The sequence below is a fragment of the Streptomyces fodineus genome, from assembly GCF_001735805.1.
Taxonomy (GTDB): Bacteria; Actinomycetota; Actinomycetes; order Streptomycetales; family Streptomycetaceae; genus Streptomyces; species Streptomyces fodineus.
Genome location: NZ_CP017248.1, coordinates 5,863,089 through 5,877,416 on the forward strand (window position 1 = coordinate 5,863,089; position 14,328 = coordinate 5,877,416).

The window sequence follows — 14,328 nt, forward strand, 5'->3', positions numbered from 1 at the left end:
CGTTCCGAGGAGTGCCAGCCGGGCCGGACCCAGGGACAGGAGGACCCGGCCCGGCTGGCGGGAGGGGGAGGCTCAGACGTTCAGGCCGAAGCGCGCCGGGTCGATACCGGCCGCGTCCAGTTCCTCCGTGGTGAACCGCAGCGGTTGGGCGTCCGGCCGCTTGCTGTCACCCAGAGCCCAGGCGTCGTCACCGATCCGCGCCAGGGTCACGCACCCTTCGGTGCAGGGGCCGCCGCATGCCTTCACGAACGACGCCCCGTTGATGTCGAGCGCGTACAGATCACTTCCGTCCAGCATCACTGCACCTTCCTGCTCAACTGATCACGGCCATGACTGACCGTCGCCGCCCATACCGGGCGGGAGTTCAGGGATTCCACCGCAGGGGTGGTGTCTCACTCGGCGCGAACGACCATGGCGAACGAGGTCCGGATGCGCCGGAAACCGGCGTGCCCGGACCGGCCCGTGTGGCTCATGCACTCCACGTCGACGGAGGCCGAGTCATCGGCGGGAGTCGCTTTCCAACCGCAGTGCAGACACTCGGCCTCGAACGTCACGTCCGTGTCGGGATGCTCGGTGATCCGGTGCATGACGTACCGCATGGCCGCTCTGACGCTCACAGCCCACCCCTACGGCTCCGCGCGTTGGCTGCGGCGACTCTGCCGCTCAGTCCCGCTGACGGGCTATTCGGCGGGGGCTTGTAGTCAGGACACTTCGGGCTCCCGCACTCACACCGAGGCCAGTGCAAAGCCGAACTCGGCGCCAGGTCCGCGCCTTCGGGGCCAGGGTCGCTCTTCTGCACCATGAGCACGCCGCCGACGCCGAACGCTCCGGAGAGACGGGAGAGGAACTGTCGGGCCTCACTGCTGCCCAGATGATCAGCCGCTTCGGTCCTATGTGCCTTGCTGTCGCTCACCATGGCCCCCATCTTCGGCGGCCCACGATTGCGCCTCTAGCCTGTTTCCTGTTCCCGCAAAAAGTCGTTGCGGATGCTTTCGATCAGATCACGCATTTCGTCGCCGGCCAGCGCGGCTCGCGCGAATCCTTCGAACTTATCAACGTAGAGACTCGCATCTCGCGGGTCCGTAACGACGACTTCGGCGTGGACGGTTTCAACTGTCACCATGCGGTCGTCACGGATGACGAAGGCATGATTTGCTATGTCATGTTGCTGAATTCGCAGAGGGACTATCCGGATGTCCACGTGGGAGAGCCGCGAAATGGAGACGATGCGATCAAGCTGAGCGGCCATCATCTGCGGTCGCACGATGCGCCAGCGCAGAACAGGTTCGGTGATGATGAACCGGAGCGACTTTGCGTTATCGTAGAGAACCGCTTGCCGTTCGAGTCGCCCATTGATCGTTCGCGTGAGTGCGTCTTCACTCAGATTGTGCCGTTGCAGAATGGCCCTGATGTACTCGGGCGTCTGGAGCAGGCCCGGAACGAGCGCGGGTTGAAACAGCCGCAGTACAGACATCTGGGCTTCCAGAGCCTTGGCGGCCTGCTGGCCCTTGTGGACCCCGATTCGCTTGAGCAGGCGCCACGCCGTCGCTTCCGTCGCTGACGCGCGTGCGGCTTCCGCGTACTCCGCTTTGACCTCGTCCGAGACGCCGATGGCGGTCAGGATGCGCTCTACGTCCGTCGCGCTGGGTGCCAGCTTCGCATTCTCGATCTTGGACAGCTTGGACGGAGACATGAGGGCGCTGCGGGCCACCGCTTTGGCTTCCTTGCCGGATGCCACTCGCAGCGCCCGCAGCGCGGCTCCAAGCTGTGCTCTGTTCACGTCCCGTACTTGGCCCACCATTCGGTGAACGGTTCCGCGTGCGCGAGAGCCGCATCACGGTACCGCGTGAATTCCGCTGTCTGTTCCGGCGGTAGCACTTCCGATCCCAGGTACTTTCCGCTTCCGTCGTAGTTCATCACGGCCACGGATTCGGAGTCGAAGAACCAGAAATCCGGAACGTTCTCCAGGGGGTTGGGTTTGTCGGTGATGTCGAGGATGAAGAACTCTTCACCCCCGCTCACATTCTTGTGGTAGCCCCAGCCGAGTTCGAACCTGAGATAGTCCGTGAGCGGGCGGGACAGGATATGGACCCGGTATACCCGCTTCCCCTTCTCGGTGTGCGAGCGTAGTTCTTCGATCCAGCCTGCGTTGTAGTCGTCTGGCTGTGTCTCCCCGGCCAGGAATGCCTGATAGGCGTCGACGCTCCCGGACTTGCTGTAGTCGTCCAGGGTCTCCAGCCGGAATGCCTCGCGTTCGAATGCCTCGAAGAGGTCGCCGAGGGTCCTAGATGAGGTTGGCACGGATGGCCTTCTGGATCAGTTCCATCGGGATCTCGACCAGGGTTTCGTGCGCGGGAATCTGAAGCCCGTGATCGGTCGGCGTCTCGCCCTGTACCAGGAAGGTGCCGCGATCCGTCGCGTAGATCGTCGGGCAATCCTTGATGTCGCACGTGCTGACCAGCTTGGTGACCTTCATGGTCTGGGTTCCCCTCTCCCGTGCCGCTGCCAGTACCCCGCATCTGGGTTGATGCTCCCGAGGGCTGGGCGCACTGGTCAAGCGATCACGGTTGACAGAACGGGAAACCGCGTAACCTGCGCCGGGCCTGCTCGTATAGCGCGCGACTGGCGGAGGTGCCTCCAGCGCGCCTCCTGCCTGCGCAGACTGCTGACGATCATGGGGAAATGCTGGGGACACCCCCTCTGGGAGGGGTCTTCGTGCAGGTCAGGGCCGTATGACCTGTAAAGCACGCAGATTTACGAGGGCACGAATCAGGTCCAGCGGATCGTCATGGCGAGGAACCTTCCCTAGCAGGGTTTTTGCAGGTCAGAAGGGACGACGACAAGCCAGCGATAGCCCCCGCCAACCTTGTACCGGCACATCGGTGAGAGCGCTGAGCGGGCTCACAGCGACGCGGTCAGGCGATCACCTCGGAGTGCATCGGAACGGGCGGGCGCACTCCCGTGAGTGCCTCCGCTCGGGCAACCAGGTGGGGCGCAAGGTCGGGGTACCAGCCACGGGCTACGGCTTGCAGCATCTCCGCCAGGGCCGCGAGTTCCCCGATTCGACCGGCCGGGGTGTCGAGGATCGGGGCGAACTCCTCGCGGATGCGGGCGGCTACGTCGGGAACGAGCAGGCTGTTCGCGTGGAGGAGCCCCGCGTCATAGCCGAAGGGCACCAAGCCCCAGCGTTCCCAGTCCAGCAGGGTCAGAGGCCCGGCCGTGAGGTTGCCCCAGTGCAGGTCACCGTGGCCGGTCACCCGCACCACCTTGGCGGGTGCCGGGATGTCGAGGAACTGGGGAAGGCCCGTTCGATCCAGGCGTCCCGGACAGTGACCTTCACACCCTCCGCTTCAGAGAGCAGGGCAAGGGCTTGGCGAAGGTCCGCCCACCACTCGTCGGGCAACCCGGGGTCGTGGTCGATGTCGGCTCGGTCCGGGGACACGGCGGGGTGCGTGACGTAGTCCAGGACTTCCGCCTCGAAGGCCCACTCACCGTCGGTCCAGTCGTGCACCCCGTACAGGCGCGGGCGCGGGACAGCGGCAGGCACGAGTAGGGAGGCCCCGGCGATGCCCTCCCCGTGCTTCCTGCCCGCGTTGCGCTTCGCTGTTCGGCTGACCCGTAGCCACCGATCCCCTGCCCGGCGGCCGAGGGTGACACCGAGAAAGCCCCACGCCAGCGGACCCGAGCACGTCAGCCCCAAAGCCTTGGCCGCCCGGTCGTGGGCGGCCTCCATCAGGGCCTGTACCTCCTTATTCAGAGGCGAGTTCATCCGTCACCCTCCTGAGTTCCTGGGACGTCAGCGGCGCAGCCAGAGCCTTGGCGGCATCGTCCCAGTGCTCTCGGGTGCTCGCGGAGGTGAGGACGACATCGAGGCCGGGGCAAGAGCCAGCGGCCAGCAGGGCAGCGGCTGCGGCCGACAGGCCCGGACGGATGAGGTTCACCAGTTCGGGTGTCATGGCATCAAGGAGTTCGCCCCCGTGCAGGGGCGCGGAGCCGAACGTGATCAGCCCGGCGTCCTTCGCCTGCACCAGTGGTCCGCCGCCGTTCAGCGCCTGTGTGATCGGGGCATCCATGATCAGGCTGACGGGCATCTGCAAGCCCGTGAGGTGGTGCTCGGCGGAACCAGCCGCCTGGCGGGCGAGCGCAAGTAGTTCGGGAACGCTGAACGCTCCGGAGGCCAGGCCCGACCAGGTGGCGACGCCGTACCCACCGATCCTGCCCGCACGGGCGAACTCTTCCAGCGCCGTGAAGGCTTCCCGTACACGCCCATGCAGAGTGGCACGGTCAAGGCCGTGCCCGTGGTGCTCGGGGTTGTGCACGAACACCAGGTCCACACGCCCGAGCGCGGCCAACGAGTGCTCCGTCTGCCAGCGGACGAAGCGCCGTTCAAGGCTGTGCCTACTGCCCTCCCCTTCCCAGGTGAGCACGCCCTCAGCCAGGGCGATGCGGCCCTGTTCCTCGGTGAAGAACCCCGATTTCGTGGCTACCCGAACGGTGGGGTACTCCCGGAGCACCGGGCGCAGCTCCTCATGCGCCCGACCACGACCATAGTTGGGGGCGGTGTCCACCCAGGGGCTACCGGCAGCCAGGGCGGTGCGTGCCGCCTGACTGACGGCACGCACGCGGTATGTCCCCAGGCAGAGCGCGGCGGTCACAGCGCCGTACCCACGACTGCGACGGCATGGCCGTCGATGAGGACGGAGACCAGGTCGGCCACCTCCTTGACCTCCAGTCCTGCGGAGTCGGCCATCTCGCCGAGCGTGGTCGGCTGGTTGGCCAGCAGCGTGCCCAGAGCAGGCACGGCGGACTCGGCGAAGTCCCAGGAGGTACCTGCCGCCGAGAAGGTGACCGTGCCCTGTGTCGGGTTCGCCGTCAGGCGGCCCCTCGGAGTGGTGAGCTTGACGGTGATCTCGCCCCGTGCGGGGAGTCCGTCGACGTACGGCAGGGACGGAATCGCGTGGCCCAGGTCGGTCGTGTCGATCGACTCAGCCCACCGCTCCACGAGGCGTCGGTCTGCCATCACGTCGGCCACCTCACGGCGTACGGCGTCGATGAAGTCCGACTGTTCCGCCAGCGAGCCGAAACGCGGTATGTCCTTGCGCAGCGCGACCGATGCCCGGAGCTGATCGACGACCCACAGCATCAGGTCAGCGCCCGTGTGCGGGACCATCCCGAACGTGAGGTGCAGGGATTCTGTCCCCTGGTCAGCGGTGACCGCGTGCCACCATCCGCGCGGCAGGTAGAGCACGTCACCCGGGGACAGAACGAGGTCCGCCACCGGGTCGCCCTCCGGCTCCTCCGGCGACTCCACGTCCCGGAAGGTGGGTGCTTCACGGGTCGTCCCCCACAGGCGCCACCGCTTGGAGCCGTGCAGTTGGACCACCACCACATCGTGGTCGTCCCAGTGCCGGCCGAAGCCCTCCCGCTCGGTCCACGAGGCGTACACGTTGGCCTGTACGGAAGTCCCGAGGAAGCGTTCCAGCCCCTCCGCAGCCGCCCCCACGGCGGGGTGGATCCTCTCCACAGCATCGAGGACCAGCGACGCCCCGTCCCTGAGCTGGGCATGGAAGTCGGACGGCTGGATGCGAGACCAGGTGACCGCGCGGCGGTTCGTGGTCGGGATCGCGTAGCGGTGCAGCGGGACCATCTCGCCGTCGGCCGACAGGCGCAGCCGGGGCGGTTCCAGCCGCTGCGTGGCGATGATCCGGTTCAGGTCGTCCCAGGAGAACAGGCCCGCCGTGTCGGCGGCTCCAGGGAAGTGCGCGTACGAGCGGTGGTACGTCTGGGCGAGAAACCTGTCCCCGCCCAGACGCCCCGCCCACGAGGCTGCATCAAGCAACGTGGGCGCTCCCGTCAGTCGTTGCCGTCGGAACGGCCGCTGCTGACGTCCGACTCCTGCTCGGCGCGGGTCCGCGCGGCCACGATCTTCCGCTTCGCGACGAGCAGGCCACCCCCCTCGGGGGCCGCCGAACCGGTGTTCTCTTCCACCATCGGACTACCTTTCTTCTCGGGAACTCCCACCAGGAATCCGGCAGAAGCAAAAGGGACAGCGGCGGTTACCGGAGAGCCAGGGTTCCGACGAGAACCAGGGCAGACGGGGATCACCGCCACGTAAAGCGGACCTGCGTACCGGCCGAAGCGGCGCTTCACCGTGCGCACCGGGCCGTACGTCCTACCGCCGTCGTACGACACCCGCAGACTCACGCGCCCGCCGTTGCGGTTTCTCGTTTCGTCTCGCTCGGTCGCCGCCATGGGGGAAATCATTGACCCGGAAAGCGGCGGCTGTGTAGTTCTTTCCCGTCATGGACTAAAGATCATGAACGGCAAGCGGCAGACCACTCCGCCAACAAGACTCGCGCTTCGTCCCCGAACAACGCGTAACCCTCCAGCGTGGAGAACAGCTCCAGGTGCATTTCGATGTCTCTTGGATCTCTCAGGATCACGACACCGGTCGTGTTCTCCACGGTGGCCAGCGTGTTGTCATAGATGGTGAAGGTGTCCATTGGAGCCATAGGCTTGTACCCCGTGATTGGGATGACGCCGAGCTTCACGTTCGTAAGGTGAGTCAGTGAGGCCAGCCGGTCAATCTGCATCGCCATTGCAGCTGGGGGTAGGAGCGGCCACCTCACAGCCTGCTCAGTCAAGATGAAGGTAAACCGCTTCTTCGTGTCATAAAGAACCTCCTGCCGCTCCAGCTTCCTCGCGATCGTCTTAGTGACATCGGCCGGGGAATGAGCAAGGCTCGCCCGGATGTACTCGGGGGTGGACAGCAGTCCTGTAATCATCGAGAGCAGGAAGAAGCGGAACTCCGTACACGAGGATTCAAGGGCCGCAAGTTCAGTCTGCTTCTTCTCTAGGCCCCTGCGCCGCAGTGAGCGCAGGTCTTGCCATTCCGTGTTGGCCAGCCTGGCGAGGGCGATGACCTCTTCGATTACCTCGGGCGGAGCCACGACGGCCCGGAGGATCCTTTCCAAATCCAGCAGGCTCGGTTGGGCTTTCCCATTCTCGATCCGACTGATCTTTGATTGGGACATATTGCAACGCCGAGCGAGCCGGTCCCCAGTGAGGCCGGCTCGCTTGCGTAGTTCTTTCAGCAGGGCCGCCAGTTCCTGTTTCGGCTGCCCCAACTGCTCAGGGTCGAACGTCACCCGCTCACGTACTCCAGGAATGGAACCGACTCGGCAACGGCAATCCGCTTCCACTCTCGGTACGGCTGCGGATCACCCTCGTACAGTTCTCGGTTTATCTGTGTCCCGTCCGCCCGGTAATTCATCAGGACCACCTTGGACTCATCGAACATCCAGAAATCCTGATCTGGAAGTCCCGGGTTCACCCGGTCGGTGAGGTCGAGGATGCGGATATCCTCGCCCGCCTTTACGTGGTGCCGGTAGTAGTACTCGAACTCGAACCGAAGGTAGTCCGAGAGCGGGCGGGTCACGATATGCACCCTGCCGACCCTCTTTCCTTCCGAGGTCCATTGCCGGACCTCGTCCATCCAGCCCGAGGTGTAATCGTCGGGCGACTTCTCCCCGGCGAGAAAGCGTTTCAGCTTCTCCGCTTCCTGGGGCATGGTGTAGACGGGCAGCGTTTCCAGCCGCCACGCCTCCCGCTCCATGGAATCGAAGCAGTCATTCCACGCGTCACCATCCAAGTGCACGGAATGCCTCCCTGAGAACCGACTCGGGGATTTCAACGAGCCCTTCGCCAGTGGGCGGGGTGAAGGCGTCGGACACGTCGCCCTGCACCACGAACGAGCCGGTTGCCGTGCGGTACACGTTCGGGCAGTCCTTCTCTCCGCACTCGCCGTTGCCGTTGCCCGTGAGCCGGGTGAGTGCCGAACGTTCGGACATGCCAAACCCCCTTGCTCTGGCCCCGTTTGGGCCGCCTGGCCAACGACAGTAGAAGGGGCGGCGCTACACGTCTATGCACGAACGCGACTATGCATGTCCTTGCATAAAGTGGGCCCGGACCACCCCGGGACGTGGTCATGCTCCTGTGCCTGCGCAGACTGGGCGGACCTGGTCGCCGTCGGGTACGGCTGACGGCAGCCCCGAGGACGGACGCCTCGGAGGAGGGTTGGTCACATGACCAACGCATGACCAACAACGGCCGGGAACGGGCAGAAGCAGCAGGTGACCATGACCAACCATCACAGCCCTATCTGCGCAGACTGCTGACGATCACGGGGAAATGCCGGGGACACCCACTCTGGGATGGGTCTTCGTGCAGGTCAGAGCCGTATGACCTGTTAAGCACCCAGATTACGAGGGCACGAATCAGGTCCAGCGGATCGTCATGGCCCGCAACCTGCCGTAACGGCACGGGATTTCGGCTCTCTCGCGAAAGGCGCCCTCCGGGGCGCCTTTCCCATGCCTGCGCTCACCTTACGACCGGTCGGTCACATGCGGGTCAAGCCCGTGCGACGTAGGACGGAAGCACACGGGGTCCGGCCCGGGCCCCCGGCTCACAGGAGGAGCCATGACCCAGTCCCAGATGATGCCGGCCCTGACCCAGCAGGTGCAGGACTGCATCGAGGCCTGCATGAACTGCCACAGCATGTGCGAGGAGACCATGAGCTCCTGCATGCAGAAGGGCGGCCAGCAGCAGATGCAGGTCATGCGGGCGCTGATGGACTGCTCCGAGACGACCCGCATGTGCGCCGACATGATGATGCGGCGCTCGCCCATGTCCGCCGAGATGTGCACGCTCTGCGCCAAGGTGTGCGACATGTGCGCCGAGGCGTGTATGTCCATGCCGGACGACCAGCAGATGATGCGCTGCGCGGAGGCGTGTCGCCGCTGCGCCGAGACATGTCGTGCCATGGCGGGCGCCGGCATGTGAGGCCTCGCGGCCGGGAAAGGGCAAGGGCACCCGCGCGGGTGCCCTTGCCCTTCGTACCGTGGCGGCCGGTCAGTTGCCGGAGACCGTGACCTTCTGGTCGTTGTTCAGCTCGTCCACCAGCGTCTTGACCTTCGCCTTGTCCCAGACGAGGTTGCCCCCGGTGGAGCCGGAGATCGGCATGTTCAGCGACGTGCCGCCACCGCCCTGGACACCCTTCATCGCCCAGAACATCGAGGCCAGGTCCCACAGGGACATGTCCTTGTCGACGATCAGGGAGTCCAGGCCCGCGCCCATCACCGGGTAGAAGGTGAAGGGGTTGAGGATCGTCGACGGGGTGGCCACCTGGTGGGCCAGCGCCGACAGGAACTTCTGCTGGTTCTTGGTGCGCTGCAGGTCGGACGCGGCGAACGCGTGCCGGGTGCGGACGAAGGCGAGGGCCTGCTGGCCGTTCAGGGTCTGCTCGCCCGCCTTGAAGTCGGCGCCGGACCACTTGTCCTTGAAGCCCTTGTCGATGTTGATGTCGACACCGCCGACCGCGTCCACGATGTTGGCGAAGCCCTGGAAGCCGATCTCCACGTAGTGGTCGATGTGCAGACCGGTGTTGGCCTCGATCGTGCGGACCAGCAGCGTCGGCCCGTCCTCGGCGTAGGTCGCGTTGAGCTTCTCCTGCCGGCCCCGCGCCGGGTAGACCTTCCCGGACGTCGACCCCTTGTACGAGGGGACAGTCACGTTCGAGTCGCGCGGCAGCGAGACCAGCGTGTCGCCGTTGTCGCCGACGTGCAGGATCATCATCGAGTCGGTGCGCTTGCCCTGGGCGGAGCCGGTGTGCAGCTTCTGCTCGTCCGCCTTGGACATGCCCTCACGGCTGTCGGAGCCGACGATCAAGTAGTTCGTGCCGGAGCCCGACGCGGGCCGGTCGATGACCTGGGACAGGTCGACCTCGCGGCGCAGCTTGGAGTCGGCCCAGAAGTAGGTGGCGACCGATGTGACGACCAGCACGGTCACCAGCGTGATCGTGATCCACTTGATCCGGCGCCGCCAGTTCGGGCGCGGCCGGTACTGGCCGAGTTCCGGGTCCGGGTCGTTGTCGTTGGGCACGAAGCCGCCGCGGCGCCCGCCGCCGTACACCTGCCCGGTGTTGTAGCCGCTGTCGTAGTCACCGTGGCCGGCGCCCTCGTCGTATCCCTGGCCGTCGTCGTACGACGGCTGCTGCGGGACACCGGCCGCGTACGGCGGCGCCGCCGGGCCGGGGTTGCCGTATGAGCGCTGGCCGGGCGGAACCGCCGGGCCGCGCCGCACCTGACGCATCACGCGGGCGCTCTCCGGCTGCGCGCCGCCACTGCCGCGTCCGTACCGCGGGCCGCGGTTGTCGTCGGACCATCCCTGGGGCCAGTCATTCATGCGCCCCAGTGTGCAGGGCGTCGGTGTGAGCCTTACAAGGGTTGTCGGAAAATAAGGGCGCCGCTGTTGCGAAGCTGACACAAATTCCGCGAATGTGGCTCAGGCATAAGGTGGAGGGCATGACAGACCAGGTCACGGACGTGAATCCGGACACCGAACCGGACATCCCCGGCAAGCCGACGTCCGCCTCGCGCACCACGCTCAGCCACATCATGACCCACAACGACACCAACCTTCTGGGCACGGTGCACGGCGGAGTGATCATGAAGCTGGTCGACGACGCGGCGGGCGCCGTGGCCGGCCGGCACTCCGGCGGCCCCGCCGTCACCGCGTCGATGGACGAGATGGCCTTCCTGGAGCCGGTCCGCGTCGGTGACCTGGTCCATGTGAAGGCGCAGGTGAACTGGACCGGCCGTACCTCCATGGAGGTCGGTGTGCGGGTACTCGCCGAGCGCTGGAACGAGTCGACCCCGCCCACCCAGGTCGGCTCGGCCTACCTGGTCTTCGCGGCCGTGGACGCCGACGGCAGGCCGCGCCGGGTGCCGCCGGTGATCCCGGAGACCGACCGCGACCGCCGCCGCTGCCAGGAGGCCCAGATCCGCCGCACCCATCGCCTGGCCCGCCGCCGCGAGATCCGGGAGCTGCGCGAGAAGCGGGCGGCCGAGGGGTTCGAGGACTAGCGAAGCGGGCCGGCCGAGGAGGCGGCAACTCCCGCCCCGTGGCCGGGGGTTGTACGGAAGTGGGAAACGTCACGGCCGTCCCCCGCCGATGATCTGTGCAGATACTGTAATGGCGTGGACACCTCAGGCCCCGCTCATGGCGACGATTTCGACCCCGCGGACCAGTGGGTGCGCAACCCGCACACCGGTGAGTACGAGCTGCGTCCGGCCCCGTCCGCCGGGAAGCCGGCCGTGCCGGAGCCCCGGTCCGCGCCGGACGCCGCGGGTGAGCGCGGGGTACCCGGTCCTCGCCGCGCCGCCGACGGTGGCCGCAGCCGTGGCCGTAGCGGCGCCCAGCGCAAGTCCGGGAAGCAGGCGGCAGGCGGGAAGTCCACTGCCAAAAGGATTCTGCTGTGGACCGGCGGCACCCTCGCCTTCGTCGTGGTCGCCGGTGCCGTCGGCGGTTACCTGTACCTCAAGCACCTCGACGGCAACATCACCACCACCGACACCGCCGGCGCCACCAGCGACTCCTTCAGCAAGGACAAGGCGTTCAACATCCTGGTGATCGGCACCGACAAACGGCAGGGCAAGGGCGACTCCGGCTACGGCGACACGAACAGCGTCGGGCACGCGGACACCGACATCCTGCTGCACGTCTCCCAGGACCGGACGAACGCCACCGCGCTCAGCATCCCCCGGGACCTGGTCACCGACATACCGGACTGCCCGACCAAGCAGCCCGACGGCTCGACCAAGGTCATCCCGGGCACGAAGAACGTCCGCTTCAACGAAAGCCTCGGCCAGCAGGGCCGCGACCCCGGCTGCACGGTCCGTACCGTGGAGCGGCTCGCCGGGGGCATGAAGGTCGACCACTTCATGATGGCCGACTTCAACGCCGTGAAGACGCTGACCACGGCCGTCGGCGGGGTCGACATCTGCCTCGCGCACGCCGTGAAGGACAAGGAGTCGCACCTGGACCTGCCCGCGGGGCCGTCGAAGGTCCAGGGCGAGCAGGCGCTGGCCTTCGTCCGCACCCGGCACAGCTGGGCCAACGAGAGCGACCTGGACCGCATCAAGGCCCAGCAGCAGTTCCTCGGCTCCCTGTTCCGCAAGATGAAGTCCGACGCCACCCTCACCAGCCCGACCAGGCTGCTGGACCTCGCGGAGACGGCGACCAAGTCGCTCACGGTCGACAAGGGCATCGGGCACATCACCACGCTCAAGGACGTGGCCCTGGAGCTGAAGAAGGTCCCGGCGAAGAACATCACCTTCCTCACCCTCCCGGTCCGGGACAACCCCGCCGACGGCCGCTATCACAAAACGGTCATCGCACAGCCGGGGCCGACCCGGCAGGTCTTCTCCATGATCGGCGACGACGTCTCCTTCACCGAGGTGAAGAAGAAGGCGAAGGCGCAGGAGGCGGCCCAGCTCAAGGGCCCGCGCTCGGCGCCCGGCGAGGTCCGCGTCGACCTCTACAACGCGGGCGCCCCCGCCGGCTCCGCCCAGGCGACCCTGGCCTGGCTGCAGACCGAGAAGGGCGTGACGAAGTCCACTCAGCTCGGCAACACCGGCGCGCACCAGCCGAAGACCACCCTGGAGTACGCCCCCGCCCAGGCCGGCCAGGCCCGCGAGCTCGCCGACCTCATGGGGCTGCCCGCCTCCGCGCTGAAACCGGGCAAGAGCGAGACCAACGACCAGGGGCTCCCGGCGATCGTGCTGCGGCTCGGCGCCGACTTCCAGGGCGCGGGCATCCCTCTCACCGGCCCGGCCAAGGCCCCGGACGTCCAGAAGCAGACGGCCGACCAGGTCAAATGCGCCTCATGAGCGCAGGTCGCGGGAGCCGGGCCGCCTGAGCTAGCCGCCCGCGCACGTCACCTCGTTGCCGCGCACCACCGTCTGCTGCGGCTGGGCCGGGTCGTCGAAGCGGACCTTGTGCACATCGTGCGCGTTCCTGAGGTCCGCCCCGGCGGTCACCCTCAGCAGCGGGCCCTGGCCCGGCACCGCACGCAGTTCGGCGCCGGGCAGGGCGGCGGCCAGCGAGCGGGCGGAGCCGTCCCAGCGCGGGTCGTAGGAGATGATCGTGTGCGGTACATGGGCGGGGGCCGTCAGCGGCTGGTGGGTCGTGGCGAAGCCCGTCGCCGCGAGCGCCGCGTCGATCCGTTTGGCGAGGCCGATGGTGCCGGTGCCGTTCGCCACCACGACCCGGATCTGCCGCGGATCCACCTCCACCGGCGCCACCGGTACCGGGGCGGGCCCGTCGTGCGGGTGGTCCACGGTGAGCGGCTTGTCGTCGCGCAGGGCCGTGAACAGCTGGTCCGCCTTGGCCTGGTCCCACCTCAGGGTCGAGCCGATGCCCTTGACCTCGTAGTTCAGCTGCGCGATGGGCACGGTGGTGAACTCGGAGGAGGACGGGGTGAAGTTCCGCATGGCCCGGCCGAGGTCGAGCAGCTCGTCGGTGCCGAAGCCCTCGTCGGCGCGGACCGAGCCGAGCACCGCCCGGGTCACGTCCCGGAACCGCATCGGGTTCAGCAGCACTCCGGAGGAGGTGGCCCGCTCGATCAGCGCGGCCAGGAACCGCTGCTGCCGCTTCATCCGGCCCAGGTCGCTCGTCGCGTCGACGTGCCGGGCCCGCACGTACTGCAGCGCCTGCCCGCCGTTGAGGGTGTGCGTGCCGGGCGTGAGGTCGAGCCCGCTGTACGCGTCCTTCAGCGGGGTCGCCGTACAGACGTTCACCCCGCCGAGGACGTCCACGGTCTTCATGAAGCTGGTGAAGTCGACCTCGAGGTAGTGGTCGATCTTCACATGGGTCATGTTCTCGACCGTGCGGACGGTCATCTGGGGGCCGCCCTCGGAGTAGGCGGCGTTCAGCCGGAGCGGGTGCGCCACGTGCTGCGGCCCGGTGCCCGGGTCGCCGCTCGGGGGCACCTCGGCGTAGGAGTCGCGCGGCAGGCTCACCACGGTGGCCCGCTCCCGGTCGTCCGAGACGTGCACGATCATCATCGTGTCCGTGCAGTGACAGGGCGCCCCGCCCAGCCGGTACGCCCGCCGCTCCTGCGGGGTGATCTTGTCGCGGCCGTCGGTGCCGACCAGCAGGATGTTCATGCCGTGGCCCGCGCGGGGCCGGTTCTTCATGTCCTTGAAGGCGTCGACCCGGGCGATGCCCGCGTCCAGGCTGCTGATCACCGCGTGCCCGATCCCGGCCGAGGCGAGCACCACGACCGACAGCGTGGTCAGCGCCCGCATCGCCCAGCGCGGCCGCCGGGGCGCCCGAACGGACCGCACGGGCCGCTCGGGCGGGCGCGGCACACGGCGGGGCGGCTGCGGTCGGCGCTGCGGGCGAGCGGGGGACCGGGGCGGGCTGGTCAAGGGGGACACCTCCGGACGAGGCCGTACGTGGGATCCGGGAGAACCGTAGGCCGATACG

General features: G+C 67.4%; 18 protein-coding genes. 3 read left to right on the forward strand and 15 right to left on the reverse strand.

The window, feature by feature from the left end:
- Positions 1 to 72: 72 nt before the first annotated feature.
- From BFF78_RS25180 to BFF78_RS43615, 13 genes are all read right to left on the reverse strand, one after another.
- Positions 73 to 297, reverse strand: a complete 225-nt coding sequence (locus tag BFF78_RS25180; RefSeq protein ID WP_046427928.1) for a DUF397 domain-containing protein — start codon at positions 295 to 297, stop codon at positions 73 to 75.
- Positions 298 to 392: 95 nt separating this feature from the next.
- The gene (locus tag BFF78_RS25185) at positions 393 to 617 is read right to left on the reverse strand and encodes a DUF7848 domain-containing protein (RefSeq protein ID WP_069780475.1); all 225 of its coding nucleotides are present in this window, start codon (positions 615 to 617) and stop codon (positions 393 to 395) included.
- A gap of 332 nt (positions 618 to 949) precedes the next feature.
- Complete coding sequence (locus tag BFF78_RS25190) at positions 950 to 1,780, reverse strand: helix-turn-helix domain-containing protein (RefSeq protein ID WP_079161853.1); 831 nt, start codon at positions 1,778 to 1,780, stop codon at positions 950 to 952.
- Positions 1,777 to 2,301, reverse strand: a complete 525-nt coding sequence (locus tag BFF78_RS25195; protein ID WP_069780476.1) for a DUF6879 family protein — start codon at positions 2,299 to 2,301, stop codon at positions 1,777 to 1,779. Before BFF78_RS25195 ends, BFF78_RS25190 begins: the two co-directional genes overlap by 4 nt.
- Complete coding sequence (locus tag BFF78_RS25200; RefSeq protein WP_069780477.1) at positions 2,285 to 2,476, reverse strand: hypothetical protein; 192 nt, start codon at positions 2,474 to 2,476, stop codon at positions 2,285 to 2,287. Before BFF78_RS25200 ends, BFF78_RS25195 begins: the two co-directional genes overlap by 17 nt.
- Before the next feature lie 439 nt (positions 2,477 to 2,915).
- A complete protein-coding gene (locus tag BFF78_RS48390) occupies positions 2,916 to 3,257 on the reverse strand; it encodes a hypothetical protein (RefSeq protein WP_227025924.1) in 342 nt (113 codons plus the stop codon).
- Positions 3,254 to 3,769, reverse strand: a complete 516-nt coding sequence (locus BFF78_RS48395; protein WP_227025925.1) for a hypothetical protein — start codon at positions 3,767 to 3,769, stop codon at positions 3,254 to 3,256. Before BFF78_RS48395 ends, BFF78_RS48390 begins: the two co-directional genes overlap by 4 nt.
- Positions 3,750 to 4,655: an aldo/keto reductase gene (locus BFF78_RS25210; RefSeq protein ID WP_069780478.1), complete on the reverse strand. Its 906-nt coding sequence runs from the start codon at positions 4,653 to 4,655 to the stop codon at positions 3,750 to 3,752. The genes BFF78_RS48395 and BFF78_RS25210 overlap by 20 nt, the downstream gene beginning before the upstream one ends.
- On the reverse strand, positions 4,652 to 5,839 hold the full coding sequence (locus tag BFF78_RS25215; protein ID WP_069780479.1) for a cupin domain-containing protein: 1,188 nt from the start codon (positions 5,837 to 5,839) through the stop codon (positions 4,652 to 4,654). Before BFF78_RS25215 ends, BFF78_RS25210 begins: the two co-directional genes overlap by 4 nt.
- Before the next feature lie 14 nt (positions 5,840 to 5,853).
- Positions 5,854 to 5,991 (reverse strand): hypothetical protein, encoded by a 138-nt coding sequence (locus tag BFF78_RS46975; protein ID WP_165289379.1) that lies wholly within the window; start codon positions 5,989 to 5,991, stop codon positions 5,854 to 5,856.
- A gap of 323 nt (positions 5,992 to 6,314) precedes the next feature.
- Positions 6,315 to 7,148 (reverse strand): helix-turn-helix domain-containing protein, encoded by an 834-nt coding sequence (locus BFF78_RS25220; protein ID WP_069780480.1) that lies wholly within the window; start codon positions 7,146 to 7,148, stop codon positions 6,315 to 6,317.
- Positions 7,145 to 7,657, reverse strand: coding sequence for a DUF6879 family protein (locus tag BFF78_RS25225; protein ID WP_069780481.1), 513 nt, complete (start codon positions 7,655 to 7,657; stop codon positions 7,145 to 7,147). The genes BFF78_RS25220 and BFF78_RS25225 overlap by 4 nt, the downstream gene beginning before the upstream one ends.
- Complete coding sequence (locus BFF78_RS43615) at positions 7,641 to 7,850, reverse strand: hypothetical protein (RefSeq protein ID WP_079161471.1); 210 nt, start codon at positions 7,848 to 7,850, stop codon at positions 7,641 to 7,643. The genes BFF78_RS25225 and BFF78_RS43615 overlap by 17 nt, the downstream gene beginning before the upstream one ends.
- 628 nt (positions 7,851 to 8,478) lie before the next feature.
- Between BFF78_RS43615 and BFF78_RS25230 the strand changes: the two genes are divergently transcribed.
- Positions 8,479 to 8,841: a four-helix bundle copper-binding protein gene (locus BFF78_RS25230; protein ID WP_069780482.1), complete on the forward strand. Its 363-nt coding sequence runs from the start codon at positions 8,479 to 8,481 to the stop codon at positions 8,839 to 8,841.
- 69 nt (positions 8,842 to 8,910) lie between these two features.
- On the opposite strand, the gene BFF78_RS25235 is transcribed toward BFF78_RS25230, so the two are convergent.
- Positions 8,911 to 10,242, reverse strand: a complete 1,332-nt coding sequence (locus BFF78_RS25235) for an LCP family protein (RefSeq protein WP_193433537.1) — start codon at positions 10,240 to 10,242, stop codon at positions 8,911 to 8,913.
- A 119-nt stretch (positions 10,243 to 10,361) separates the two neighbouring features.
- Here BFF78_RS25235 and BFF78_RS25240 point away from each other — a divergent pair, with 119 nt between their 5' ends.
- A complete protein-coding gene (locus BFF78_RS25240) occupies positions 10,362 to 10,922 on the forward strand; it encodes an acyl-CoA thioesterase (RefSeq protein ID WP_069780483.1) in 561 nt (186 codons plus the stop codon).
- Between the two features lie 114 nt (positions 10,923 to 11,036).
- The gene (locus tag BFF78_RS25245; protein ID WP_069780484.1) at positions 11,037 to 12,728 is read left to right on the forward strand and encodes an LCP family protein; all 1,692 of its coding nucleotides are present in this window, start codon (positions 11,037 to 11,039) and stop codon (positions 12,726 to 12,728) included.
- A 30-nt stretch (positions 12,729 to 12,758) separates the two neighbouring features.
- Here BFF78_RS25245 and BFF78_RS25250 read toward each other — a convergent pair whose 3' ends face one another.
- Positions 12,759 to 14,270 carry an LCP family protein gene (locus BFF78_RS25250; protein ID WP_472573256.1) on the reverse strand — a complete coding sequence of 504 codons (1,512 nt, stop codon included), beginning with the start codon at positions 14,268 to 14,270 and terminating at the stop codon, positions 12,759 to 12,761.
- Between the last annotated feature and the right edge of the window lie 58 nt (positions 14,271 to 14,328).